20 protein-coding genes are annotated in these 26372 nt (G+C 73.4%); 13 read left to right on the forward strand and 7 right to left on the reverse strand.

What is annotated here, in order from left to right; genetic code table 11:
- The first annotated feature begins 92 nt into the window (after nt 1–92).
- The gene (locus ACZ6MA_RS13490) at nt 93–665 is read left to right on the forward strand and encodes a DoxX family membrane protein (protein WP_469433512.1); all 573 of its coding nucleotides are present in this window, start codon (nt 93–95) and stop codon (nt 663–665) included.
- Nucleotides 666–714: 49 nt separating this feature from the next.
- On the opposite strand, the gene ACZ6MA_RS13495 is transcribed toward ACZ6MA_RS13490, so the two are convergent.
- Both ACZ6MA_RS13495 and ACZ6MA_RS13500 read right to left on the reverse strand, forming a co-directional pair.
- Nucleotides 715–948, reverse strand: coding sequence for a hypothetical protein (locus ACZ6MA_RS13495; RefSeq protein WP_469433514.1), 234 nt, complete (start codon nt 946–948; stop codon nt 715–717).
- Entirely contained in the window at nt 935–2305 is a 1371-nt protein-coding gene (locus ACZ6MA_RS13500; protein WP_469433515.1) for a PspC domain-containing protein, read from the reverse strand. The genes ACZ6MA_RS13495 and ACZ6MA_RS13500 overlap by 14 nt, the downstream gene beginning before the upstream one ends.
- Nucleotides 2306–2557: 252 nt before the next feature.
- Here ACZ6MA_RS13500 and ACZ6MA_RS13505 point away from each other — a divergent pair, with 252 nt between their 5' ends.
- The 4 genes from ACZ6MA_RS13505 to ACZ6MA_RS13520 all read left to right on the forward strand — a co-directional run bounded on the left by ACZ6MA_RS13505 (nt 2558) and on the right by ACZ6MA_RS13520 (nt 7656).
- A complete protein-coding gene (locus ACZ6MA_RS13505; protein ID WP_469434088.1) occupies nt 2558–4213 on the forward strand; it encodes a serine/threonine-protein kinase in 1656 nt (551 codons plus the stop codon).
- Between the two features lie 128 nt (nt 4214–4341).
- A complete protein-coding gene (locus tag ACZ6MA_RS13510) occupies nt 4342–5661 on the forward strand; it encodes a PspC domain-containing protein (RefSeq protein WP_469433517.1) in 1320 nt (439 codons plus the stop codon).
- A complete protein-coding gene (locus ACZ6MA_RS13515) occupies nt 5658–6341 on the forward strand; it encodes a LuxR C-terminal-related transcriptional regulator (RefSeq protein ID WP_469433519.1) in 684 nt (227 codons plus the stop codon). The genes ACZ6MA_RS13510 and ACZ6MA_RS13515 overlap by 4 nt, the downstream gene beginning before the upstream one ends.
- A 199-nt stretch (nt 6342–6540) precedes the next feature.
- Nucleotides 6541–7656: an alpha/beta hydrolase gene (locus ACZ6MA_RS13520; protein ID WP_469433521.1), complete on the forward strand. Its 1116-nt coding sequence runs from the start codon at nt 6541–6543 to the stop codon at nt 7654–7656.
- Between the two features lie 179 nt (nt 7657–7835).
- On the opposite strand, the gene ACZ6MA_RS13525 is transcribed toward ACZ6MA_RS13520, so the two are convergent.
- On the reverse strand, nt 7836–8933 hold the full coding sequence (locus ACZ6MA_RS13525; RefSeq protein WP_469434089.1) for a C40 family peptidase: 1098 nt from the start codon (nt 8931–8933) through the stop codon (nt 7836–7838).
- Nucleotides 8934–9223: 290 nt separating this feature from the next.
- On the opposite strand from ACZ6MA_RS13525, the gene ACZ6MA_RS13530 reads away from it, so the two are divergent.
- Nucleotides 9224–9577: a hypothetical protein gene (locus ACZ6MA_RS13530; protein ID WP_469433522.1), complete on the forward strand. Its 354-nt coding sequence runs from the start codon at nt 9224–9226 to the stop codon at nt 9575–9577.
- A gap of 162 nt (nt 9578–9739) precedes the next feature.
- Entirely contained in the window at nt 9740–12205 is a 2466-nt protein-coding gene (gene pcrA / locus ACZ6MA_RS13535; protein ID WP_469433523.1) for a DNA helicase PcrA, read from the forward strand.
- Nucleotides 12206–12338: 133 nt separating this feature from the next.
- On the opposite strand, the gene ACZ6MA_RS13540 is transcribed toward pcrA, so the two are convergent.
- Both ACZ6MA_RS13540 and ACZ6MA_RS13545 read right to left on the reverse strand, forming a co-directional pair.
- Nucleotides 12339–13922 (reverse strand): M23 family metallopeptidase, encoded by a 1584-nt coding sequence (locus tag ACZ6MA_RS13540; RefSeq protein WP_469433525.1) that lies wholly within the window; start codon nt 13920–13922, stop codon nt 12339–12341.
- A 220-nt stretch (nt 13923–14142) separates the two neighbouring features.
- Nucleotides 14143–15078, reverse strand: coding sequence for an esterase/lipase family protein (locus ACZ6MA_RS13545; RefSeq protein WP_469433527.1), 936 nt, complete (start codon nt 15076–15078; stop codon nt 14143–14145).
- 371 nt (nt 15079–15449) lie between these two features.
- Between ACZ6MA_RS13545 and ACZ6MA_RS13550 the strand changes: the two genes are divergently transcribed.
- The gene (locus tag ACZ6MA_RS13550; protein WP_398050907.1) at nt 15450–15857 is read left to right on the forward strand and encodes a cobalamin B12-binding domain-containing protein; all 408 of its coding nucleotides are present in this window, start codon (nt 15450–15452) and stop codon (nt 15855–15857) included.
- A 263-nt stretch (nt 15858–16120) separates the two neighbouring features.
- Here the strand turns inward: ACZ6MA_RS13550 and ACZ6MA_RS13555 are convergent, their stop codons facing one another.
- Together ACZ6MA_RS13555 and ACZ6MA_RS13560 are read right to left on the reverse strand one after the other, a co-directional pair.
- Entirely contained in the window at nt 16121–17713 is a 1593-nt protein-coding gene (locus tag ACZ6MA_RS13555; RefSeq protein WP_469433528.1) for a DUF5691 domain-containing protein, read from the reverse strand.
- A 61-nt stretch (nt 17714–17774) separates the two neighbouring features.
- Nucleotides 17775–18878, reverse strand: coding sequence for a hypothetical protein (locus ACZ6MA_RS13560; protein ID WP_469433530.1), 1104 nt, complete (start codon nt 18876–18878; stop codon nt 17775–17777).
- A gap of 127 nt (nt 18879–19005) precedes the next feature.
- On the opposite strand from ACZ6MA_RS13560, the gene ACZ6MA_RS13565 reads away from it, so the two are divergent.
- From ACZ6MA_RS13565 to sucD, 5 genes are all read left to right on the forward strand, one after another.
- On the forward strand, nt 19006–20106 hold the full coding sequence (locus ACZ6MA_RS13565) for an ATP-binding protein (RefSeq protein WP_469433532.1): 1101 nt from the start codon (nt 19006–19008) through the stop codon (nt 20104–20106).
- Nucleotides 20103–22598, forward strand: a complete 2496-nt coding sequence (locus tag ACZ6MA_RS13570; RefSeq protein ID WP_469434090.1) for a DUF5682 family protein — start codon at nt 20103–20105, stop codon at nt 22596–22598. Before ACZ6MA_RS13565 ends, ACZ6MA_RS13570 begins: the two co-directional genes overlap by 4 nt.
- Nucleotides 22595–23941, forward strand: coding sequence for a VWA domain-containing protein (locus ACZ6MA_RS13575; protein WP_469433533.1), 1347 nt, complete (start codon nt 22595–22597; stop codon nt 23939–23941). Before ACZ6MA_RS13570 ends, ACZ6MA_RS13575 begins: the two co-directional genes overlap by 4 nt.
- 280 nt (nt 23942–24221) lie before the next feature.
- Complete coding sequence (gene sucC, locus ACZ6MA_RS13580; protein ID WP_469434091.1) at nt 24222–25400, forward strand: ADP-forming succinate--CoA ligase subunit beta; 1179 nt, start codon at nt 24222–24224, stop codon at nt 25398–25400.
- A 20-nt stretch (nt 25401–25420) separates the two neighbouring features.
- Complete coding sequence (gene sucD, locus ACZ6MA_RS13585) at nt 25421–26305, forward strand: succinate--CoA ligase subunit alpha (protein ID WP_469433535.1); 885 nt, start codon at nt 25421–25423, stop codon at nt 26303–26305.
- Nucleotides 26306–26372 lie beyond the last annotated feature (67 nt).

Here is a 26372-nt window from a genome sequence, read left to right on the forward strand (position 1 = left end):
GGTTGTCCACAGGGCTGAGCGCTTTCCGTCCGACGTACGTATGGTCGGGTGAGTGCGGTAGGAGGCAAGGGGCAGGAGAGGCGGCGGGCGGCATGGCTTTCACGGGACGTACGGGAACGGGCGGCGGCGGGGACCGGCGGTCCGCCCTGTCGCGGTACGCGCTGCTGCCGCTGCGGGTGTTCCTGGGGGTCACGTTCCTCTACGCGGGGCTCGACAAGCTCACCGACTCCGCTTTCCTGGCGAGCAGCGGCCCGGGCTCGGTCGGAGAGCTGATGCGGGCGGTGCGGGACGGCGCGGCGATCCCCGCGCTGGTCGACCTGGCGCTGAAGAGCCCCGTCGGCTTCGGTTACGCGATAGGCATCGGTGAGGTCGCCGTCGGCATAGGCACGCTGCTGGGGCTGTGCGCCCGGGTGGCCGCGACCGGGGGCGCCCTGATCTCCCTCAGCCTGTGGCTGACCGTGAGCTGGGCGGCGACGCCCTACTACTACGGCAACGACCTCGTCTATCTGATGGCCTGGCTGCCGCTGATCCTCGCGGGCGCGCCCATGTTCTCGGCCGACGCGGCCCTGCGCCGACGGCGTCGGCACGGCACCCGTGGGCGTGGCCAAGGGCGGGGCCGCATAAGGGGCCGTATACGGGGCCGGCGCGGGCGGCTGCCGGCCTGAGACCCGAGGCAGCTCGATCCTCAGGCCGAGAGCCCGGCCGGCGCCCCGGTCAGCCCGAGTCCGGCCGGCCGTCGCGTTCCGCGCCGGACTCCCGGCGGCGGCGGACGGCGACGGCGAGAGCGGAGACCGTGCCGGAGACGCAGAGGCCGGTGCCCAGAGCCGGCAGCAGCACATAGGCGGGGAAGTGCCACCGGCCCACGGCCGCGCCGAGGTAGGCGGCGCAGCCGCCCAGTAGGACGAGTCCGATGACGAGCTTGCCCGGTTCGAATTCATGGCGTCGCACGGGTCACCTCCACCTGGCCGATGCCGACTTCGAGCCGGATCTCCAGCGTGCCGCGCGAGGTGTGCCCGGCGGGCGGCGGCAGGGTGATCCGTTTGCGTTTCCCGAGGTCGATGTCGATGTCGTCGCGCTGCTCACCGGGCAGCTGGATGTCACCGAGACCCACCTTGACGTCGAGCCGGGCCGTGATGTCCACCGGCACGACGATCTCGAGCCGTCCGGCGCCCACCTCGGCGCTCGTGCCGATCGCCCGGTCCTTCGGCCAGGCCGCCCCCGACAGATCGAGGACGCCGACGCCGCTGCCCACCGCGTAGTGCTCCCGGACCTGCGTGGCGTTCGCCGGGCGCCAGGTCGTCCGGTGCCAGTCGGCGGTCACCGACTCCGGCAGCGCGGCGGCACCCACGAGCAGGACACCGGTCAGCACCGCCGCGAAGACGGTGCCGCCGCCGGTGCGTCCGTAGAGCGCGCTCGTCGCGATGCCGAGGCCGAAGACGCCGAGCGCGCACGCGAGGCCGATCTCCAGGGAGGTGCTCATCGGGTGGTCGTGCCAGGACAGCCCGGAGCCCAGGGCGAAGGCGGCCAGGGCCAGCAGGAACACCCAGCCGCCCAGCGCCCGCCCGGCCGGTTGCGGGGTGGAGCGGGCGGGCGGGAAGAGCGGACGGGCGGCGGCCTTCGGCTTGGTCAGGCCGCCGAACGGGCCGAGGAGGCCGGACCAGCCGTGCTCGTGGGCCGCGCTGTCGGCCGGGCTGTCGTCGGGTCCCCACAAATAGCCCGTGGCCATGGCGGACGGGCTCTCCGGGCCGTCCTTCACGATCGGGTCGCGCCACCAGGACGGGCCGCCCGGCGTGGGCGGGGCCTTCGTCTCCGGCGGCGCCTCCACCGTTTTCTGGGTGGCGTGGGTGTCCTCCTCGCCGTCCCCGGGCCGGTGGTGCTGCGACCAATAGGCCGCGCCGACGGTGGCGACGGTCAGCGCCAGCGAAAAGGCCATCGCACCGCTGTTGTTGAGCATCGACAGGAACAGCCCGCAGCCCACCAGGGCGCAGAGCAGTGCCGTCAGGGTCGCGCCCTCGACCCGGCCCGACAGCAGCCGCCGGGCCTCGTTCTCCTCCTCGCCCTCCAGCGGGATGAGCAGCCACGCCAGCCCGTAGACGATCAGCCCCAGTCCGCCGGTGACGCCGAGCACGCCCAGCACCACCCGGAAGACGACCGGGTCCAGGTCGAAGCAGCGGCCGAGGCCGCCGCAGACACCGGAGAGCACCTTGTGCTCACGGCTGCGCCGCAAGGGCGGCCCGGCTTCCGTCGGCGGGTCGTGCGCCGCGTCCAGGGGCCGGGAGCCCTGGGCGGTTGGTGCGTCGGTCATACGGACATGGTGTCAACCGGGCCGTCCGAAAGGCATCCGTGGCGACCCTGCCCGTTCCCTGAGATTTTCCCTGAGACGGCGGCGGATATCGTGGCGCATCGAACACGCATGGGGGAACCGGAGGGGCGCACGGTGTCTGAGTCAGTGTCCGGGGCCGCGTCCGAGTGGCCCGTGGCGGCCGGATCGCGGTCCGACCGCGGTCGGCTGCTCGCCGGGCGGTACCGGCTCCTCGAGCGCGTGGGCCGGGGCGGCATGGGCACCGTCTGGCGCGCCGAGGACGAGTTGCTGGGCCGTCAGGTGGCGCTCAAACAGCTGCACGTCTCCCCGTACCTGGAGGAGGACGAACTCGCCACCGTCTACGAGCGCACCCGCCGTGAGGCGCGCAGCGCGGCCCGGATCAACCACCCCAACGTGGTCGTCGTCCACGATGTGGTCGAGCACGACGGGCTGCCGTGCATCGTGATGGAGTACGTGCCGTCGACGACGCTCGGTGATCTGATCCGCCAGGGCCCCGTCTCGCCGGACGAGGCGGCACGCATCGGGCGCGGCATGGTCGCGGCGCTGCGGGCGGCCCACGCGGCCGGGGTGCTGCACCGCGACGTCAAGCCCGGCAACGTACTGCTCGGCGAGGACGGGCGCATCGTGCTCACCGACTTCGGTATCGCCCAGTCCACCGGCACCTCGACGTTGACCAAGACGGGCGAGATGGTCGGTTCGATCGACTACATCGCGCCCGAGCGGGTCAAGGGCGCCAAGCCGGGTCCCGCGTCCGACCTGTGGGCGCTCGGTGCGACGTTGTATCAGGCGCTGGAAGGGCGACCGCCGTTCCGCAAGGACACCGCCGTCGAGACGGCCTACGCCATCGCCATGGACCCGTTGGAGCCGCCCCTGCGGGCGGGGCCGCTGACCAAGCTGATCGAGACGCTGCTCGCCAAGGAACCGGACCTGCGCCCGCCGGCCGAGCTGGTCGAGCAGATCCTGCGCGAGCCGATGGCCGAGGTGGAGACGGCATATCTGCGCATACCGGAGCAGCGGCCCGAGCGCACGACGGTCACCGCCTGCGCGCCCACGGCCGTCGAGCCGTCCGGCGGCGACGCGTTCACCGGGCCGCCGCCCCCGGGGTGGGCCGGAGCATTGGACGAGCCGACGGCATCGGGTACGGCGGCGGCGTCGGGTACGGCGTCCGGTACGGCCCCGGAGGCGGCACGGACGGCGGCCGAAGCGGCGCGGCCGTCCGACGCGGCGGGGGAGCGGGCCGGTGCCGCCGAGGGCGGTGGCCGCCGCCGGTCCCGTGCGCTCCTGTGGGGGGCGACGGCCGTCGTCGCCGCCGGGCTCGCGGCCGGCGCGTTCCTCATGACGTGGGACGCCGGCCCCGGCCAGGACACCGGCTCACGGGCGGCCGCTCCCCCCAGCTCCGCCCCCTCTCCGGCCGCCTGGAAGCCGCCGCCCGTCCCGGCGGGGTACCACCTGGTGGAGGAGAAGCGGCTCGGTGTCTCCTTCCCCGTGCCGAACGGCTGGACCCGTAAGGAGAAGTCGCCCGTCGAGGTCGACTACATCGCCCCCGGCGGACTCGTCGGCATCAAGGTCAACGTCCTCGACTTCGCGAGCCCCGACCACCTCCGGCACTGGAAGGAGGTCGAGGAGCAGCTCAAGACGGAGGTCGACGGCTACCGGCGGGGCCGGATGCAGGAGACCAGGTTCCGGGGCGAGCCCGCGGCGGTATGGGAGTTCACCTTCAAGGGCCGGGTCCGGGAGTTCCGGGCCATCGACCTCGGGTTCGGCCGGGAGGGCGGCAACGAGTACGCCCTCTACCTCTCCGCGCCGAAGGACGAGTGGAACCGGCACGTCGCCGTCTTCGACGTGCTCCGTGACGGCTTCCGGCCGGGCCCCGACGGACCGGGCTCGTAGCGGCGGGCAGTGCGGGCAGGGAGGTACGGGCAGGGGCGGCGCGAGGAGGGCCGTGCCGGGGGTTTCCCCGGGGCCGGTCAGGGACGACCCTGATGCCCCCGCGCGCACGGGCATGTGACGATCGGGGCATGACCAGCGCATCGACGACGCCGCCCCGCGCCGCAAGCGCCTACGCGCCGCCCGGCCCCGGCCCCGACGGGCGTTCGCCGCGCAAGCTCTACCGCAGCGCCGACGGGCGGCTGCTCGGCGGCGTGGCCCGGGGGCTCGCGGGGCACCTGGGCATGCCGGTGTCGTGGGTGCGGGTCGCCTTCGGCGCGCTGTTCATGGTGCAGGGCATGGGGGCCGTGCTCTACGCGGTGTTCTGGTTCGTCGTGCCGCTCGGTGTCGGCGGGGTGGAGGCACCGCGCGCGGCGGCCGTGGCCGGACACGCGCCGGACGGGCGCCGGCGACGGTTCGCCCGCAAGCCCGACCGGGGCCAGGTCTTCGCGCTCATCGCCGTCATGATCGGCGCCGCGATCTTCGTCGACACCCTCCAGCTCGGCCGCGCCAACGCCTACATCTGGCCGCTGCTCCTGATCGGCGCGGGCGTCGCGCTCGTCTGGCGGCAGGCCGACAACGCCCGGCGCGCCCACTGGATGGAGGTCAGCCGCCGCAAGCGGGTCCTGCCGCTCGCGCGCGGCGCGGCGGGTGTGCTGCTGGTCGGCGTCGGGGTCACCGGCATGGTCGTCCTCCAGGGCTCGGCCCGGCACCTGGGCACGGTCCTGCAGGCCTCGTTGGCCGTCGTGGTCGGGATCGCGCTGCTGGCGGGCCCCTCGGTCGTCCGGATGACACAGGACCTCTCGACGGAACGGACGATGCGCATCCGCGCCCAGGAGCGGGCCGAGGTCGCCGCCCACGTCCACGACTCCGTCCTGCACACTCTCACCCTCATCCAGCGCAACGCCGACGACCCCCGGGAGGTCGCCCGCCTCGCCCGCGCCCAGGAGCGGGAGCTGCGCGCCTGGCTCTACAGGCCCGAGGGGCGCGGCAAGGACGAGGCCGCGGAGCCCACCACCCTGGCCGAGGCCGTGAAGGCCACCGCCGCCGAGGTCGAGGACCACCACGGGGTGCCGATCGAGGTCGTCGTCGTCGGCGACTGCCCGCTGGACGAGGGGCTGGCCGCGCAGCAGCAGGCCGCCCGGGAAGCCATGGTCAACGCCGCCAAGTACGGTGGCGAGGGCGGTGCCGTCCAGGTCTATGCCGAGGTCGACGGGCGTACGGTCTTCATCTCGGTCCGGGACCGGGGGCCCGGCTTCGACCCGGACGCCGTGCCCGAGGACCGGATGGGCGTCCGCGAGTCGATCATCGGCAGGATGCGGCGCAACGGCGGTACGGCGAGACTGCGTTCCGTGCCCGGCGGGGGAACCGAAGTGGAGCTGGAAATGGAGAGGGCGGAGAAGGCGTCATGACGACCGAAGAGATGACGGAGCGCCATGCGAGGGTCGTGCTCGTCGACGACCACCGGATGTTCCGCACCGGTGTGCAGGCCGAGATCGGGGCCACCGAGCGGACGGGCGTCGAGGTCGTGGGCGAGGCCGCCGACGTCGACCAGGCGGTGACGGTCATCGCGGCGACCCGCCCCGAGGTCGTCCTCCTGGACGTCCATCTGCCCGGCGGCGGCGGGGTGGAGGTGCTGCGCCGCAGTGCCGCCCTGATGGCCGACCCGCAGTCCCCGGTCCGCTTCCTCGCCCTGTCGGTCTCCGACGCCGCCGAGGACGTCATCGGCGTCATCCGCGGCGGCGCCCGGGGGTACGTCACCAAGACCATCACCGGCGCGGACCTGATCGACGCGGTCTTCCGGGTCAAGGACGGTGACGCCGTCTTCTCGCCCCGCCTGGCCGGGTTCGTGCTGGACGCCTTCGCGTCGACCGACGCCCCGCCCGTCGACGAGGACCTCGACCGGCTGACCCAGCGCGAGCGCGAGGTGCTGCGGCTGATCGCGCGCGGCTACGCCTACAAGGAGATCGCCAAGCAGCTCTTCATCTCGGTCAAGACGGTCGAGTCGCACGTCTCGGCGGTGCTGCGCAAGCTCCAGCTGTCCAACCGCCACGAGCTGACCCGGTGGGCGACGGCCCGCAGGCTCGTCTGACCGGGCGCGGCTCCGGGCCGCCGTGACGCGCGGAACGGAGCCGCGTCGTTACCGACGGTACGCGCCGCGGCGGGCCCGTCGCGGCGGTGGGGACGGCGGCGGAACCTCCGCGGCTCCCGTGGCATCTTGAACGGACGAAAGGCTCTCACTTGCGCAGGGCCGGGGCCCGCCGGGCCCGCGATCCGGAAACGAGAGCCCGATGAGCCTGACGGGTACGCCCTTCTTCCTGACCACGATCCTCCTGGTCGTGGTGGCCCTGGTGCTGCCGCTCGCACTGTGGGGCAGGATCGGCGGCCCGAAGGTGGTCCGCCTGGTGACGCGGTTCCTCATGCTCCTCTTCGCGCAGGCGACCGCGATCGTGCTGGTCTTCGTGATCGTCAACAACTCCAACGCGCTCTTCGACAACTGGGACGACCTGCTCGGCACCGGTGACCACGTGACCGAGGCCGCCGACCTCGGACCGGACGGCACCGGCGGCAAGTCGCTGGACCGCGAGCCGAAGGTGTCGCAGAAGTTCACGCCCGTCTCGGACCGGCGGATGGGCGCCGGGGTCCGCCAGACGCAGCTCAAGGGCCGGATATCGGGGGTCGAGGGCGAGGTCTACGTCTGGCTGCCGCCGCAGTACGACGACCCGGCGTACCGGGACAAGAAGTTCCCGGTGGTCGAGGTGCTGCCCGGCTTCCCCGGCTCGGCGAAGGCCTGGTTCGGCAGCCTGAACGTCAACACCCAGCTCAAGCCGCTGATGGCGAAGGGCGAGGTTGCCCCCTTCATCATCGTCGCGCCGCGCACCACGCTCCTTGGGGACGTCGACTCGGGCTGCGCGAACATCCCCGGGAAGGTCAACGCCGACACCTGGCTGAGCGTCGACGTCCGCAAGATGGTCGTCGACAATTTCCGGGCGGCGGAGAAGCCCGACGGCTGGGCCGTCGCCGGCTACTCGGCGGGCGCGCACTGCGCGGCGAAGCTGGCCGTCGCCCATCCCGACCGCTACCGGGCCGCGGTGAGCCTGTCCGGCTACAACGACCCCGCCGGCGAACCCGCCTCGCTCACCGCGAAGACCCCCGAGCTGCGCGAGGCCAACAACCCCTGGAAGATGCTCCAGCGCGCCAAGACGCCGCCGCGCGTCGCGCTGTTCCTCTCCGGCGCGGAAGGCGACGGCTACCAGGGCGGGCTGGCGATCAAGCAGGCGGCGAAGGCGCCGACGACGGTCCAGGTATCGATGATCCCCGCGGGCGCGGGCGGCCACGGCACGGCTGTCTGGAAGCGGCAGGTACCGGATGTTTTTCGCTGGCTGACCAAGCACGTCTCGGCGTAGCCGTGTTGCGAGCCGCCTGCGGTGGCGGGCGCCCTGCGGGCGCGTCCTCAATCGCCGGACGGGCTGGTTTCGGCTGACCTCAGCCGAAACCAGCCCGTCCGGCGATTGAGGGCACAGCACAGCAGCCCGTCCCGCGCTTGAGGACAGCGGACAACCGCCGCGCAGCGGATGGGTGCGGGTCACACGGGGCGGGCCGCGCCGGCGAACGGCATCTGGTCGACGGGAGCGATCCGCACCGGCGCGCCGGGGTGCGGGGCATGGATCATCCTGCCGCCGCCGACGTACAGCCCGACATGGCTCACGCCCGAGTAGAAGAAGACCAGATCACCGGGCGCCAGCTCGGACCTGGTGATCCGCCGCCCCGTGTTGATCTGCGTATAGGTCGTGCGCGGCAGCGACACCCCCGCCGCCCGCCAGGCCGCCTGGGTCAGGCCCGAGCAGTCGAACCCGGACGGGCCGGTCGCCCCCCACACGTACGGCTTGCCGAGCGCGGAGTACGCGAAGGCCACGGCCCGCGCCGCGCGCTCCGTCGGGGCCTGGGTGACGCCGTGGGGGGCCGACATGCCCGCCCGTCCCCCCGACGGGGCCGTGCTCGCGGCGACGGCCCGCTCCGGGCCGTCCGCCACGGCCCCGGCCTCCGCGCCGTCGCGCTGGAACTCCGCGCGCTCCTCGGCCGTGAGCCGGTTCAAAAGCCGCCTGGCGTCGTCGAGCTTCGCCTCGACGGTCCGCTTGTGCCGGGCCAGCGCGGCCTGTTCGTCCTTGAGTTCGGCGAGCCGGGCCGCCGCGGTGGTGCGTACCTGCTCCACGCCCCGCAGCTCGCCGCGCACCCGGGTGAGGGCGACCGCCCGCAGGCTGCCCGCGCGGTCGGCCAGCGACGCCCGTTCCAGGAACCGCTCCGGCGAGGAGGACAGCAGGAGCCGCACGGCGGGCGGGAGACCGCCTTCGCGGTACTGGGCGGTCGCGAAGGAGCCCAGGGCGTTGCGGGCCGCGTTGAGCCGCCCGGTCCTGCGGGCCGCCTCGTCCTGCAGCCCGTCCAGCACCGACCGGGCCCGGTCGGCCTTCTCCCGGACGCCGTTGTACCGCTCGGTGGCCACCTCGGCATCCCGGTAGTACTGGGCGACCCGCACCTTGACCTGGTCCTTCGTGGGCGGTGGGGTGGCGTTGCCGGTGCCGTCGAGCGCGGTCGCGGTGGCGACGCCCGCCAGGGCGAGGGTGGCCGCCGTCCGGGCGGTGTTCCCGGCGAGCGGGTGCTGCTTGGGCTTGCGGTGCGACGCCACGTCGGTCGTCAGTCCCTTCCGGCGGTGCCTGCGGTGCGGGGCCTCGGACGACGGTGGTCCGCGCGAGGGGGAGAGTGAGCGGACCACCGTCGTCTGGAGGAGGACGCTAAACCGCGCGGTCACGTGGATACGGGCTTGACCGGTAATGCCCGGAATCAGCCATTCAGTGACCGTCGGTGACCGTGCAACTCCCGTCCGTGCGGAGGGAACCGGCCAGCGTGTGATCGAAGCGCTGATAACTCCCTACCTGACGGCGATGGGGTGCTATGGCCCCGGCTAGGGTCGCCCTCATGGACGTACTGATTCACGCCTTCGTCGGCCTGCACATCATCGGCATCGCCGCCCTGCTCGGCGGCTTCATGACCCAGATGAAGGCCATGGGCAAGGGTGCGGCGCGCATGGTCCCGGCGATGCTGCACGGCGCGCTGACCATGCTGGTCACCGGTTTCGCGCTGGTCGCTCTCAACCAGGCCGACGGCAACACCGTCAACACCGTCAAGATCGGCGTGAAGCTGGCGCTGCTGATCGTGATCCTGGGCCTGGTCTACGTGAAGCGGGACGACGAGAAGGTCCCGGCCGCCGCCTTCGGCGCGGTGGGCGCGCTGACCACGGCCAACATCTTCGTCGCCGTGCTCTGGACGTAACCCTGCGGTCCGGGCCGGGCCCGGCCGGTTCCGGCCCGTCCGGCGTCCGGGGGGGGGCGGGCCCGCGCGACGCCGACGTAGACGTACGTCACAGTCCCCGGGGCGAACGGGTCGGCGGAAGCGGGACCGGCTGTCAGTGGGGCGCCCTAGACTCGGGAGGCGATGAGCAGCCTCTTTGACGACAGCTTCCTGGCGGATCTCGGCCCCTCGGGCGAGGAGCACCCGCCGCCCCCGGAGGACGCGGCCCCGGAGCCGGTGCCGCACGACCTCTTCGGGGGCGCGTTCGACGCTCCCGTCCCCCGCGACGCGTACTACCGCGACGGGGCGGCCCGGCCCGTCGTGGACCCGGTCGCCCTGCTGGAGGGGATGAACGACCAGCAGCGTGCCGCCGTGGTGCACACCGGTTCGCCGCTGCTGATCGTCGCCGGTGCCGGGTCCGGCAAGACCCGGGTGCTCACGCACCGCATCGCCCATCTGCTGGGCGCCCGCCACGTCCACCCGGGGCAGATCCTCGCGATCACCTTCACCAACAAGGCCGCGGGCGAGATGAAGGAGCGCGTCGAGGAGCTGGTGGGCCCCCGCGCCAACGCCATGTGGGTCATGACCTTCCACAGCGCGTGCGTGCGGATCCTGCGCCGGGAGAGCAAGAAGCTGGGCTTCACGTCCTCCTTCTCGATCTACGACGCGGCCGACTCGAAGCGCCTCATGGCGCTCGTCTGCCGTGATCTGGACCTCGACCCGAAGAAGTTCCCGCCGAAGTCGTTCAGCGCGAAGATCTCGAACCTCAAGAACGAGCTGATCGACGAGGAGGACTTCGCCGCGCAGGCGGCGGACGGTTTCGAGAAGACGCTCGCCGAGGCGTACGCGATGTACCAGTCGCGGCTCCGCGAGGCCAACGCCCTCGACTTCGACGACATCATCATGACCACGGTCCACCTCCTCCAGGCATTCCCGGACGTGGCCGACCACTACCGCCGGCGCTTCCGGCACGTGCTGGTCGACGAGTACCAGGACACCAACCACGCGCAGTACACCCTGGTGCGCGAGCTGGTGGGCACCGCGGAGAACGCCCCGGAGGAGGGCGTCGCCGAGCTGTGCGTCGTGGGCGACGCCGACCAGTCGATCTACGCCTTCCGCGGCGCCACGATCCGCAACATCCTCCAGTTCGAGGAGGACTACGCGGACGCCACCACGATCCTGCTGGAGCAGAACTACCGCTCCACGCAGACGATCCTCTCCGCGGCGAACGCGGTGATCGAGCGGAACCAGAACCGCCGCCCGAAGAACCTGTGGACCGAGGCCGGGGCCGGCGCGACCATCACCGGCTATGTGGCCGACACCGAGCACGACGAGGCGCAGTTCGTCGCCGACGAGATCGACCGGCTGACGGACGCCGGGGACGCCAAGGCCGGGGACGTCGCCGTCTTCTACCGGACCAACGCCCAGTCCCGTGTCTTCGAAGAGATCTTCATCCGCGTCGGGCTGCCCTACAAGGTCGTCGGCGGAGTGCGCTTCTACGAGCGCAAGGAGGTCCGCGATGTGCTGGCCTACCTGCGGGTGCTCGCCAACCCCGAGGACACCGTGCCGCTGCGCCGCATCCTCAACGTGCCCAAGCGGGGCATCGGGGACCGCGCCGAGGCCATGATCGACGCGCTGTCGTCGCGCGAGAAGATCAGCTTCCCGCAGGCGCTGCGGCGGGTGGACGAGGCGTACGGCATGGCAGCCCGCTCGGCCAACGCGGTCAAGCGCTTCAACGTCCTGATGGAGGAGCTGCGCACGATCGTCGAGTCCGGGGCCGGACCCGCGACCGTGCTGGAAGCGGTCCTGGAGCGCACGGGGTACCTCGCCGAACTCCAGGCGTCCACCGACCCGCAGGACGAGACCCGCATCGAGAACCTCCAGGAGCTGGCCGCCGTGGCCCTGGAGTTCGAGCAGGAGCGGTCCGCCGAGGGCGTGGACAGCCCCGGGACGCTGGCGGAGTTCCTGGAGAAGGTCGCCCTGGTCGCCGACTCGGACCAGATCCCCGACGAGGACACCGAGGGCACCGGCGTCATCACGCTGATGACCCTGCACACGGCGAAGGGCCTGGAATTCCCCTGCGTCTTCCTCACCGGCATGGAGGACGGCGTCTTCCCGCACATGCGGGCCCTCGGCCAGACCAAGGAGCTGGAGGAGGAGCGCCGGCTCGCCTACGTCGGCATCACGCGGGCGCGCGAGCGGCTGTATCTGACCCGGGCGAGCATGCGCAGCGCCTGGGGCCAGCCCGCGTACAACCCGCCGTCCCGCTTCCTGGAGGAGATCCCCGAGCAGTACGTGCAGTGGCGCCGCACCGGCCCGGCGACCCCGTCGGCGTCGATGGGCGCGGTCTCCGGTCTCACGTCCGGCTTCGGGTCCTCGCGCGGCGGCGGTGGCGCCAAGGCGGGCCCGAGCGGTTTCGCGACGCGGCGCACCAAGGACCGGCCGGTGGTGGCCCTGACCATCGGCGACCGGGTCACGCACGACTCGTTCGGGCTCGGCACGGTCGTCGGCGTGAAGGGCAGCGGTGACAACGCCGAGGCGACGGTCGACTTCGGCGAGGAGAAGCCGAAGCGGCTCCTGCTGCGCTACGCACCGGTCGAGAAGCTTTAGCCCTTCCGGCGGATCGTTTGGGGGCATCACCGCTGCGCGGCGGTGTCCTCAAGCGCCGGACGGGCTTGATATCAAGCCCGTCCGGCGCTTGAGGACGCGCCCGCGGGGCGCTCGCCGCCGCAGGCGGCAACACCTATGTCGGGTCGAGGCCCTGGCCGCGCAGCCACGGCAGCGGGTCGACGGCGGAGCCGCCCGGACGCACCTCGAAGTGCAGGTGCGGTCCGGTGGAGTTGCCGGAGCTGCCGGAGTAGGCGATGACGTCCCCGGCCTTGACCGGGCCGGACCGCAGCTTGGTGCTGCTCAGGTGGCAGTACCAGGTCTCGACGCCCTCGGGCGAGGTCACTATGGCCATGTTCCCGTACGCCACGTTGTACTGCGTGCGGACGGTGCCGTCGGTGGCGGCCATGACGGGGGTGCCGTAACCGACGGGGAAGTCGATGCCGGTGTGCGTCGACATCCAGTTGATGCCCGCCTGGCCGTAATAGGCGCTGAGCCCGTGCTGCGCGACGGGCAGCGCGAACTTCGGGCGCTCGGCCTCCTTGCGGGCCGCCTCCTCCGCCTTGCGCTTGCGCTCTTCCTCCTGGCGCGCCTTGAGGTCGATGCGCTCCTGGGTGCGGCTGGCGCGGCTGGCGAAGTCGTCGGCGCCCTTGCTGAGGCTCGCGAGCTGGGTGTCCAGCTTGTTGTTGGCCGCGGCGGGCTTGACGGCCGCGGGGTCCGGGGCGGTGGCCGCCTGGGTCTGCTTGGTGTCGCTCTGTCCGCCGGTGGAGACGGAGGCGGCGGCGATGCCGGCGACGCCCATGACAGCGACCGACGGCACGGCGACGGTCAGCAGCGCCTTGCGGCGCGGCCGGTAACCGGCCTTCGCGGGCGCGCCCTTGCGGCGGCTGCGGCCCTGGCCGCTCCGCGTCTCCTCGGGGGCGTCCGCGGACCGGTCGTCCCGCCGGGGCGGTGCGGTCACCGCTTCCATGGTCCGGGTCTCGGCGTCGGCGACGCCCCGTGCGCCGGGTGCCGTGCCCGCCGTGGCACCGGTGTCGAAACCGCCGTCGAAACCACTGCCGTAGTCACTGCCGAAGCCGCTGTCGGGGCCCGGCGTGTCCAGCTCCGCGAGACCGAGGTCAGTCATGACGGTCGCATCGTGCGGGGCCTCGGGGGGCTGCCCGTGCGGCGCCTCCTGGCCGTGGCCGGCTCCGTGCGTGTCGTCGGGGTTCGCGTACGCGCTGGTGTCCCACGTCTGCGTCTGACCGCTCATGTCCCATTGGCCGGAGGTGTCCCAGCCCTGGAACTGCCCGGGCGTGTCCCACGTCTGGGTCTGGGGATGCTCCTGGCCCGGAAACGCCGACTGCGGCTGGAACTGGCCCTCCTGCGGATGCCCGGCCGTGTCCCACTGCCCCGAGGTGTCGTACGAACTGCCCGCCCCCCAGGCGTCGGCATCCCACTGGCCGGTCGTGGTGGTGTCCCACTGCCCGGTCTGCTGTTCGGACTGCTGCCCGGTGTAGGCGCTGAAGTCCCAGGTCTGGGTCTGGCCGGTGGTTCCCCACTGACTGGTGGTGTCCCATTGGCCGGTGGTGTCTGTGGTGTCCCACTGCCCGGTGTCGTAGCCGCCATAGGGGGCATAACCCTGCTGGGTGCCCTGCTGCGCATACGCCGGGTAATGCCCGTAGGCATCGGGAGTGGGAACGGTCGGGATTGGGCCCGCCGACGGGTGACGGTCGTTCACCACCACTTCCATTTCGCCTCGGCAGCAGGTGAATTAGCGGCGACTGTACCCGGCGGTACGGGACGGCGACAATCTTCGTCACGTTTCGATCCTTCGGGGTACGGGCATTTGGCCGCCTTTCGGTGGACTGAACCCCGAGTAATAGGTTTGACGTTCGATATCTGTTCGAAGTTTTGGCCGATTGTGCGAGGAAACGTCACGGGCCGGCCGGGTGGCCCGGTCAGGCCACCGATGACGTGCCGGTCGCGTCGGCCACCGCTTCCTCGGCGGCCAGCGCCTGCCGGATGCCGGCCGCTATCGCCCAGTGGACCGGGAGCGCCAGGTGCCCCACTCCACTCACCCGGACATTCCGCGCCGACAGGTCCGGATGATCGATTCGAGCCGTCTCGACGGGGACCATGATCTGATCCAGGTCGCTCCAGAAGGCGATGAATTGCGTACGGCAATCGGGGGCGGGCCGGGACAACTCCGCGATGACCTCCGAACCGGGACGCATCTGCCGTACGAGCGGGTGCGCGGACATCAGCGGCGCCACGGCCGTGCCCCGGTGCGGGGTGCCGAGCGTGACGAGGGTGCGCACCCGTGCGTCGCCGCCGAGCCGCTGGACGTAATAGCGGGCGATCAGACCGCCGAGGCTGTGCCCCACGATGTCGATCCGCTCGCGGTCCGTGCGCCCGCAGATCTCCTCGATGTGCCCGCCGAGCGCCGCGGCCGCCGTACGGAGGTCACCGGTCAGGGGGGAGTAGTTGAGCGAGGAGACCTGGGACCAGCCGTGCCGCCGCAGTGAGCGGCGCAGCAGGACGAAGACCGAGCGGTTGTCGATGAAACCGTGGAGGAGCAGCACGGGCGGATGCGGGTCGGGTACCGCAGCCGGGACCGTTGCCGGGGCCGGTGCCGTGGTGGGCGCCGGGTGCGGGGCCGTGCCGCCCGCCGGGGCGGCGGGGCCGGGGGACGTCGGCCCGGACGGTGCGGGCGGCCCGGCGGGCAGGGGCGGCTCGGGCGGTACCGGCAGGGGCGGAGGGCGGCGTTCCTGCGTCAGGCCGGACGGATAGAGCAGCAGATGACCCGCGAGGATCAACAGCTCCAGCACCGTGGAGCGCACCAGCGCCGCCGGAGGGCGGACGAGGGTACGGAAGGAAAAGGGCAGGGCCCCCATGGCCGACCTCCTGAACTGCGCACAGCAGGCGGGCGGCTCCGTCCCCCGTGTGCACGCGTGGCGGCTCCGCTGGGCCGCTCGTCGCGCCCCCCGCCGTACGGCCGGGCGGGGCGGTGCCACTGCGACCGCGCCGCGGCTCGCTTCGCGACGACCGCGCCGGGCGCCTCGGCGATCCGGGCGGCCAAAGGGCCCACCGGACGCGGAGGCGCGGGCGCGGTGCGTAGCGAACGTGTTGTCCCACGTGTGATTTCCCCCTCGGTCTCGGCCGCGAAACGGCGGGTTGCGGGATGCTGGCGATAACGTTCGTTCACTTCCCCGGCCTCCGGGCCCGGGACCTCGGCCGGTGACGGCAGTCGTAGATGGAGGCAGTGATGGGAGTGACCGGTCCGATTCGCGTGGTGGTGGCCAAGCCGGGGCTCGACGGCCACGACCGCGGCGCCAAGGTCATCGCACGGGCGCTGCGTGACGCCGGCATGGAGGTCATCTACACCGGGCTGCACCAGACGCCCGAGCAGATCGTCGACACCGCGATCCAGGAGGACGCCGACGCGATCGGTCTGTCCATCCTCTCCGGCGCGCACAACACGCTGTTCGCGAAGGTGATCGAGCTGCTGCGGGAGCGCGAGGCGGAGGACATCAAGGTCTTCGGCGGCGGCATCATCCCGGAGGCGGATATCGCTCCGCTCAAGGAGCAGGGAGTCGCGGAGATCTTCACGCCCGGCGCGACGACGACGTCGATCGTCGAGTGGGTCAACGCCAACGTTAGGCAGCCGGCGTAGTCCTGGCCGGCGGTTCTTTGGCTGACGGCCTGTTGTGCCGCCTCTCGCCTGCCGGCGGTTTTTGGGCTGACGGCCTGCGTGCCGCCTGCGGCGGCGAGCGCCCTGCGGGCGCGTCCTCAATCGCCGGACGGGCTGGTTTTGGCTGAGGTCAGCCAGACCAGCCCGTCCGGCGCTTGAGGACACAGCACAGCAGCCCGTCCGGCGATTGAGGACAACCACCGTGGGCAGGGGAGCCGTCCCGGAAAGGCGGGCTCGTGGGGCGGCTATCCCGCGAGCTCCGCTCGCATTGTGGCGCGTATGCGCAGCGTGCCGACGAGGCGTTGGAAGGCCTCGGCCCAGTAGCCGGCGGCGCCGGGGGCGCCCATGCCGTCCCGGGGCTCGTCGGGGAGGGTGGTGAGGACCTCCAGGCGATCGGCCTCGGCCGGGTCGAGGCAGCGCTCGGCCAGGCCCATCACCCCGCTGAAACTCCACGGGTAGCTGCCCGCGTCCCGGGCGATGTCGAGGGCGTCGACGACCGCCCTCCCCAGGGGCTTGGACCACGGCACCGCGCACACCCCGAGCAGCCGGAACGCCTCCGGCAGGCCGTGGGTCGCGATGAACTCCGCCACCCACGCCGCCCGTTCCGCCTCCGGCAGCGCGGACAGCAGCCTCGCGGGGTCCCGCCACGAGGAGCCCTCGGGGGCGGTGGGTGATGTCGCCGGGCCGAGCAGCGCCCGTGCCCACCGCGCGTCCCGCTGCCGGACCGCCGCCCGGCACCACGCGGCGTGCAGGTCCGGCTGCCAGCCGTCGGCGACGGGCAGCGCCACGGCCTCGGCCGGGCTCGTGACCCCGAACCGCTCGCACCAGGTGTCCAGCGGCGCCGCCTCCACCAGCTGGCTCAGCCACCACGACCGCTCGCCCCGCCCGGACGGCGGCTGGGCGGTGATGCCGTCCCGCCGCATGCCGGCGTCGCACTCGTGCGGTGCCTCGACGGCGATGCGGGGCACGCCGACGCCCGTGCGGTCCAGGCCGACGCAGGACCGGGCCCGGTCGGCCATCCGGGCCGCGAGCGCGGAACCGGGGAGGGCGGACAGCAGCTCGGCGGCGGTGGCCCGCACCGTGCGGCTGCGGTCGGCCAGGGCCCGTTCGAGGAACGGCTCGTCGGCGGGGGACAGCTCCTCGCGCAGGGAGTCCAGGAACATCAGCCGGTCCTCGGCCCGCTCCGTCGCCCACGTCGAGGCGAGCAGCTCCCGCGCGGCGGCCGGATCGCGGCGCCGCACGGACACCAGGAGAGCGGACCGCTCGGCGAACAGGCCCTCCTGCCACACCCGCTGCTCGGGCCCCGGGGCGCAGGGGTGCGTGCGGGGCGCGGGCGCCGGGCCGCCGCGCAGCGCGTACTTCCACCGCGGATTGAGCCGGGCCAGCCACAGGGCGCGTGGCCCGGCCAGGACGAGCGCCTGCGGGCGCAGGTCCGAGCGGGCCCGGGCCGCGTCGAGCAGAGCGGGCAGCAGCGCGGCGGGCGCCCGGTAGCCGTGGCCGTTGGCGGCGGCCAGCCACTGGGGCAGCAACTCGACGAGGTCGGGCAGGGAACCCCGCCGTCCGGCGCCGTCACCGGGCCCGGCCCGGTCGGCGAGCAGCAGCTCCAGCCGCCGCCGGGCGGCGGGCGGCAGCGGCGGCCGCGGGTCCTCGGGCGCGGCTTCGGGACGCTCCCGGGCGGTGGCCGGCAGCAGCCCGGCGCGCCGCCGCACGGTACGCAGCGCGGCGGCGTCCAGCAGCGCCCCGGCGGCGTCCTGCCCGGGGCTCGGACGGGTGGGCGGAGTGCGCCGCTCGGTGCCGAGCAGGGCCACGGTGACGAGATCGTCCCAGGTGCCGGTCATGAGCTTGCCCTTCCTGTGGGTGTCGCCGACCGCCGGGCGGTCCGGCCGGGAGCGGGCCTCGTCAGAGCGCGACGGGCTCCGGTGCCCAGGTGGTCAGGGGAGTGAAGCCCCGGTGGCCGCATTCGCCGAAGACCGTCACCGGGGAGCCGCCGGATATCGCCGCGAGCCGCCACAGGCCCGGGCGGTCGCCGCACCGGGGGTCGACGGGGAGCGCGGCTTCGCCGTGCGCGTCGGCCAACTGCCAGCCGTGCTCCGGGCCGGGGACGGGGATCACGGCCGAGAGGACCACGGGCCACGCGTCGAGCCACGGGTCGTCCCGCAGGGCCTCGCCGTAGGCGCGGAGGGCCGCCGTGACATCGCCGCCCGGCGGCGGTGCGGGGCTGGGCGCGGGTGCCGCGTGACGGGTGCCCAGCGCGGCGCGCAAGGGCCGGGCGGCCGGGTGGTACGCGAGGTCCGCGTCCAGGGCGAGCCCGGTGGGGAGCGACAGCTCGGGTGCCCGCCCGGCCGCGCCGTAGGACAGGAGCAGGGCCGCCCGGCCCGTGCTCCGGCCGTGCAGCCAGATTTTCCTGGTGACCAACCGGCCGTCGTCGGCGTCCTGTTGGGCCAGGACCAGCCACAGATCACGCACCGGGGTGGCGGACGCCAGCACGGACGCCGCGTCCGAGGTGATGCCGACCCGGGTGCGCACCGTGGCGGCCAGGGCCTCGGGCAGCCGGTCGCGGTGCAGCCAGCCCTGATTGAGGGTGTGCAGCAAGGCGCACTCCTCCAGCAGCCGCGAGGCCCGATCCGCGCCGGACCCGGTCACCGACGCCAACTCCCGCACCCGCGCCGCCAGTCCTGGGGCCTGGGCGTCGACCATGCGGGCCGCCGTCTCCTCCCACCACCCGTAGCCGTCCGCTTCCCCGGCGGCGAGCCCGCCCCGCAGCAGATCGGCGAGCCGCCGCTCCAACTCCGTGACCCCCTCGGTGATCCGCCGCGCACGGCGCTCCGCGCGGCGCTGCGCCGCCTCGGCGTCCGGGGAGGGGACCGCCTCCCCCGTCGTACTCGCCCCCGTGCCCGCCCACGGCCCGGGCACCGCGAGGCCGGCGCCCGCTGTATGTGACGTGGCGTCAGCGTCCGGTGCGCGAACCGGTTCCGCCGTCCTGCGTTCCCCCTGCCAATTCATGCCGACCAAGCTAGGCCCACCCACTGACAATCGCCCTGACCAGGGGATTCGTGCTGCCGAAGCCGATTGTCAGTGGGTGGGTGCAAGGTGGTTCACGTATCCGGGAAGCGCACGACGAGGGGGACTTGTGACCGTGCCCGCAACCGAGACCGAAGCCCTGCGACCGCACGCGGAGGACGCCTTCGCCGAGGAGCTGAGGGCCCTCGCCGCGGCCGACGACCGCCCCCGGCCCGGGCGTTGGCGGATGTCGCCGTGGGCCGTCGCCACCTATCTGCTCGGCGGCACGCTGCCCGACGGCACCGTCATCACCCCGAAGTACGTCGGCCCGCGCCGCGTCGTCGAGGTCGCCGTCACCACGCTCGCCACCGACCGGGCGCTGCTCCTGCTCGGCGTGCCCGGCACCGCCAAGACCTGGGTCTCCGAGCACCTGGCCGCCGCCGTCAGCGGCGACTCCACCCTCCTGGTGCAAGGCACGGCCGGCACCCCGGAGGAGGCGATCCGCTACGGCTGGGACTACGCCCGCCTCCTCGCGCACGGCCCCGGCCGGGACGCGCTCGTGCCCGGCCCCGTCATGCGCGCCATGGCCGAGGGCAAGACGGCGCGCGTCGAGGAGCTGACCCGCGTCCCGGCCGACGTGCAGGACTCGCTCATCACCATCCTGTCCGAGAAGACCCTGCCCATCCCCGAACTGGGCCAGGAGGTGCAGGCCGTGCGCGGATTCAACCTGATCGCCACGGCCAACGACCGCGACCGCGGGGTCAACGAACTCTCCAGCGCGCTGCGCCGCCGCTTCAACACCGTGGTCCTGCCCCTGCCCGCCACGGCCGACGCCGAGGTCGACATCGTCGCCCGCCGTGTCGACCAGATCGGCCGGTCGCTCGACCTGCCCACGGGGCCCGGGGGGCTCGACGAGATCCGGCGTGTCGTCACCGTCTTCCGCGAGCTGCGCGACGGGGTCACCGCCGACGGCCGCACGAGACTCAAGTCGCCGTCGGGCACGCTCTCCACCGCCGAGGCGATCTCCGTCGTCACCGGCGGCCTGGCCCTCGCCGCCCACTTCGGCGACGGCGTGCTGCGCGCGGGCGACGTGGCGGCCGGGATCCTCGGCGCGGTCGTCCGCGACCCGGCGGCGGACCGGCTCGTCTGGCAGGAGTACCTGGAGGCGGTCGTCCGCGAGCGGGACGGCTGGAAGGACTTCTACCGCGCGTGCCGCGAGGTCTCCGGATGAGCGGGCCCGGCCCGGCGCTGCTGGGGGTGCGCCACCACGGCCCGGGCTCCGCGCGTGCCGTGGCGGCGGCGCTCGACCAGTGCGCGCCGAGCGCCGTGCTCATCGAGGGGCCGCCCGAGGCGGACGCGATCGTCCACCTCGCGGCCGACCCCGGGATGCGCCCGCCCGTCGCGCTGCTCGCGCACGCCACGGACGACCCCGGCCGGGCCGTGTTCTGGCCGTTCGCCGCGTTCTCCCCGGAATGGGTGGCCATCCGCTGGGCCCAGGCCCACGACGTGCCGGTCCGCTTCGTCGACCTGCCCGCCGCGCACGCGCTCGCCCCGCGGCACGACGACGACCGGGGGCGGCTGCGGCCGGAGCCCGTCGGCGACGCCCCCGGCTCCCCGGGCGGGCCCGCCGGCCCCTGCCCGGCGCCCCGCACCGACCCTCTCGCCACGCTCGCGGAAGCCGCCGGGTACGACGACGCGGAGCTGTGGTGGGAGGACGCCGTCGAGCACCGCCGCACCGGCGGCCGGCCGGACGACGACGCGCTCGCGCCCTTCCGGGCCATCGCCGAGGCCATGGGCGAACTGCGCGCCGCCTTCGGCGACGGCGCGTGCGCGGACGGCTGCGACGGCGGCGGCGACCGCGAGTGCGAAGCCGCCCGTGACGCCGCGCGCGAAGCGCACATGCGGCTCAAGCTGCGCGAAGCCCGGCGCGAGTTCGGGGACGCCGTCGCCGTCGTCTGCGGGGCCTGGCACGTACCGGCCCTCACCGCGCAGCGGACCGTCGCGGCCGACCGGCAGGCGCTCAAGGGGCTGCCGAAGGTCAAGGCCCGGCTCAGCTGGGTGCCGTGGACCAACCGCCGTCTCTCCCGGCACAGCGGATACGGGGCGGGCATCGACGCGCCCGGCTGGTACGGCCATCTCTTCGACGCCCCGGACCGGCCCGTCGAGCGGTGGCTGACCACCGTCGCCCGGCTCCTGCGCGAGGAGGACCACGCCGTCTCCCCGGCCCACGTCATCGAGGCCGTCCGGCTCGCCGACACCCTCGCCGCTCTGCGGGGCCGCCCCCTGGCCGGGCTCACCGAGACCACCGACGCGGTCCGGGCGGTGATGTGCGACGGCTCCGACGCGCCCCTCGCCCTCGTACGGGACCGGCTCATCGTCGGCGACGCGCTCGGCGAGGTCCCCGCGACGGCACCCGCCACCCCGCTCCAGCGCGACCTGTCCCGCCTTCAGCGCACCTTGCGCCTCAAACCCGAAGGCCCCGTGCGGGACCGGGAGCTCGATCTGCGCGAGGACACCGACGCCGCGCGCAGCCGGCTGCTGCACCGGCTGCGGCTGCTCGGCATCGACTGGGGCGAACCGGTGCGTTCGTGCGGCGGGCTGGGCACCTTCCGCGAGACCTGGCGGCTCCGCTGGGAGCCCGAGCTGTCCGTCCGGGTCGCGGAGGCGGGCGTGTGGGGCACGACCGTGGCCGGCGCGGCCACCGCCAAGACCGAGTCCGCGGCCATCGGGTCCGCGACCCTGGCCCAGGTCACCACCCTCGCCGAGCAGTGCCTGTCGGCCGGCCTCGCGGACGCCCTGCCCGTCGTCATGCGGGTCCTCGCCGACCGCGCCGCCCTCGACACCGACGTCGCGCACCTGGCACAGGCCCTGCCCGCGCTCGTCCGTGCCGTGCGCTACGGCGACGTCCGCCGCACCGGCACCGCCGCCCTCGGCGAGGTGGCCACCGGGCTCGTGGAGCGCGTCTGCGTCGGCCTCCCGGCGGCCTGCGCCGGGCTCGACCCGGACGCGGCGGCGGAGATGCGGGGGCATCTGGACGCCGTCCACCGGTCCGTGGCCCTCCTGGCGGAGCCGGCCCCGGCCGCCCCCACCGACGCCCCCGCCGCCGCCCCCACGTCGAGTACCACCACCGGGCCGCACGATTCCGCCGGGCCCGGCCCGTCCGGCCTGCGCGACCGCTGGTCCGGTGTGCTCGGGGTCCTCGCCGAGCGGGAGGGGCTGCCCGGGGGAATCCGGGGGCGGGCCGCGCGCCTCCTGCTGGACGACGGGCGGCTCGCCGAGGACCGGGCGGCCGGGCTGATGAGCCGCGCCCTCTCGGTCGGCACCCCACCGGCGGACGCGGCGGCCTGGATCGAGGGATTCGTCGGCAGCGACGGTTCCGGCGGCATGCTCCTGATCCACGACGAGCGCCTGCTCGCCCTCGTCGACGACTGGCTCGCCGGTGTGCCGTCCGAGGCGTTCACGGACGTCCTGCCCCTGCTGCGCCGCACCTTCTCCGCCTATGACGCGGGGGTGCGCCGGACGCTCGGCGAGCTGGTCCGCCGGGGAGGCGCGCCCGACGGCCCGGCGGCCCGGGGCGTGGGCGGCACACCGGGCTTCGGGGCGGGCCTCGACCCCGGCCGGGCGGCGGCCGTACTGCCGACGATGCGCCTGCTGCTGGGGCTGGACCGGACCACCGACACATCGACGCCCGCCCCGGCGCGGGCAGGGGGAGCTGGGTCATGACGACGGCGAACGGGACGGCCGGGACAGCCGGGACAGTCGGGACGGCCGGGGCACCTGGCGCGAGCCGACCGGGCGACGCGGCCACGGACGGCCGGGCCCCGGATCCGGCCGCGGAGCGGCTGCGGCGATGGCGGCTCGTGCTCGGCGGGGAGGGCGGCGGCGACGGCACCGGGTGCGCGCTGGGAGGCACCGACGCCGCCATGGACCGCACCCTGGAGGCGCTCTACGGCTCGGCCCCCGGCCCCGGTCCGGGCTCCGGTTCCGGCCAGGGATCCGGTCAGGGCTCCGGTCAGGGCGCGGGCACCGGTCCCGGCGAGGGCCGGCGCGCGGCGGGGCTCGGCGGGTCGGCGCCGCGCATCGCCCGGTGGCTGGGTGACATCCGCACGTATTTCCCGACGTCCGTCGTCCAGGTGATGCAGCGCGACGCCATGGACCGGCTCGGTCTGTCCGCCCTGCTGCTGGAACCGGAGATGCTCGAAGCCGTCGAGGCGGACGTCCACCTGGTGGGGACGCTGCTGTCCCTCCACAAGGTGATGCCCGACACCACCAGGGAAACCGCGCGGACCGTCGTCCGCAAGGTCGTCGAGGAGCTGGAGAAGCGTCTCGCGGTACGCACCCGGGCCACGCTCACCGGCGCCCTCGACCGCTCCGCGCGCGTCAGCCGCCCCCGCCACCGGGACGTCGACTGGGACCGCACCATCCGGGCCAACCTCAAGAACTACCTGCCCGAGCACCGCACCGTCGTGCCGGAGCGCCTCGTGGGCCACGGCCGGGCGGCGCGGTCGGTACGGAAGGAGGTGATCCTCTGCATCGACCAGTCCGGGTCGATGGCGGCCTCCGTCGTCTACGCCTCGGTCTTCGGCGCGGTCCTCGCCTCGATGCGGTCCCTCGACACCCGTCTCGTCGTCTTCGACACCACCGTCGTGGACCTCACCGACCGGCTGTCCGACCCGGTGGACGTGCTGTTCGGCACCCGGCTCGGCGGCGGTACCGACATCAACCGCGCGCTCGCCTACTGCCAGTCGCGGATCACCCGGCCGGCCGAGACGGTCGTCGTCCTCATCAGTGATCTCTACGAGGGCGGCATCCGGAACGAGATGCTCAAGCGGGTCACGGCCATGCGGGCCTCGGGGGTCCGCTTCATCACACTGCTCGCGCTGTCCGACGAGGGCGCTCCCGCCCATGACCATGAGCACGCCGCGGCGCTGGCCGCCCTCGGGGCGCCCGCGTTCGCCTGCACACCCGATCTCTTCCCGGACGTCATGGCGGCGGCGCTCGAGAAGCGGCCCCTGCCCGTGCCCGGACCGGATGCCCCGCACGGCGGATCGGGGGCGGCCGGCTGACGGGGACGCGCGGTGTCGGCGGGCGGAACGCGGCGCCGCCGGTCGTACCCCTGTATACCCATATGAGTACGGGCGCTGTCGCGATCTGTGAGCGTAATCACGGCCCGAGTGTGACCTGCGATTTAGGGACCTCCCTCCCTCGGGGATAACCTGCGAGACGGACATGCCGCGTCAACGGTGAACGTGTGCCGCCCTCGTCAAAGATCGCGCCCTCACGCTGCCTGCGGCACGCCCGCGCAGACAACGAACCGCGATATCCATGGAAAAGGGACTGACGCGCGTGGACCTGTTCGAGTACCAGGCGAGGGACCTCTTCGCCAAGCACGGTGTACCGGTGCTGGCCGGTGAAGTCATTGACACGCCTGAGGCGGCGCGCAAGGCCACTGAGCGGCTGGGCGGCAAGTCGGTCGTCAAGGCGCAGGTGAAGGTCGGCGGCCGTGGAAAGGCCGGCGGCGTGAAGCTGGCCGCCACGCCGGACGAGGCCGTCGCTCGCGCGACGGACATCCTCGGCATGGACATCAAGGGCCACACGGTCCACAAGGTGATGATCGCCGAGACCGCTCCCGAGATCCTCGAGGAGTACTACGTCTCGTACCTCCTCGACCGCACCAACCGCACCTTCCTGGCCATGGCCTCGGTGCAGGGCGGCATGGACATCGAGGAGGTCGCGGAGAAGACCCCCGAGGCCCTCGCGAAGGTCCCGGTCGACTCCAACACCGGCGTCACCATCGAGAAGGCCCGCGAGATCGTCGCCCTGGCGAAGTTCCCGGCCGAGGTGGCCGAGAAGGTCGCCGAGGTCATGGTGACGCTGTGGAAGACCTTCGTCGCCGAGGACGCGCTCCTCGTCGAGGTCAACCCGCTCGCCAAGGTCGCCAGCGGCGACATCCTGGCCCTCGACGGCAAGGTCTCGCTCGACGAGAACGCCGACTTCCGCCAGCCGGAGCACGAGGCGCTCGAGGACAAGGCCGCGGCCAACCCCCTCGAGGCGGCCGCCAAGGCCAAGGGCCTGAACTACGTCAAGCTCGACGGTCAGGTCGGCATCATCGGCAACGGCGCGGGTCTCGTCATGAGCACCCTGGACGTCGTCGCGTACGCCGGTGAGAAGCACGACAACGTCAAGCCCGCCAACTTCCTCGACATCGGTGGCGGCGCCTCCGCCGAGGTGATGGCGAACGGCCTCGAGATCATCCTCGGCGACCCGGACGTCAAGTCCGTCTTCGTCAACGTCTTCGGTGGCATCACCGCGTGTGACGAGGTCGCCAAGGGCATCGTCCAGGCGCTGGAGCTGCTCAAGGCCAAGGGCGAGGCCGTGACCAAGCCGCTGGTCGTGCGTCTCGACGGCAACAACGCGGAGCTGGGTCGCAAGATCCTTTCCGACGCCAACCACCCGCTCGTGCAGCGTGTGGACACCATGGACGGCGCGGCCGACAAGGCCGCCGAGCTGGCTGCGGCTAAGTAAAGGACGAGGACTCCACAACCATGGCTATCTTCCTCACCAAGGACAGCAAGGTCATCGTCCAGGGGATGACCGGCGCCACGGGCATGAAGCACACCAAGCTCATGCTGGCCGACGGTACGAACATCGTCGGTGGCGTCAACCCGCGCAAGGCCGGGACGAGCGTCGACTTCGACGGCACCGAGGTGCCCGTCTTCGGCTCCGTCGCCGAGGCGATGGAGAAGACCGGTGCCGACGTGTCGGTGCTCTTCGTGCCGCCGGCCTTCGCGAAGGCCGCCGTCGTCGAGGCGATCGACGCCGAGATCCCGCTGGCCGTCGTGATCACCGAGGGCATCGCGGTCCACGACTCCGCCGCCTTCTGGGCGTACGCGCAGGCCAAGGGCAACAAGACCCGGATCATCGGTCCGAACTGCCCCGGTCTGATCACCCCCGGCCAGTCCAACGCCGGCATCATCCCGGGCGACATCACCAAGCCCGGCCGCATCGGTCTCGTGTCGAAGTCCGGCACGCTGACCTACCAGATGATGTACGAGCTGCGTGACATCGGCTTCTCCTCGGCCGTCGGCATCGGTGGCGACCCGGTCATCGGCACCACGCACATCGACGCGCTCGCCGCGTTCGAGGCCGACCCCGAGACCGAGCTGATCGTCATGATCGGCGAGATCGGTGGCGACGCGGAGGAGCGGGCCGCGGACTTCATCAAGGCCAACGTCACCAAGCCGGTCGTCGGCTACGTGGCCGGTTTCACCGCGCCCGAGGGCAAGACGATGGGCCACGCCGGTGCGATCGTGTCCGGTTCGTCCGGCACCGCGCAGGCGAAGAAGGAGGCCCTCGAGGCCGCGGGCGTGAAGGTCGGCAAGACCCCGTCCGAGACGGCTCGCCTCGCGCGCGCCGCGCTCGGCGCCTGATCCTTCCGGATCTCCGGCTGTGGGCCCGCACCCCTTTGGGGGTGCGGCCCCACAGCCGTTTCCGCCC

The organism is Streptomyces sp. NPDC042259, assembly GCF_055582085.1.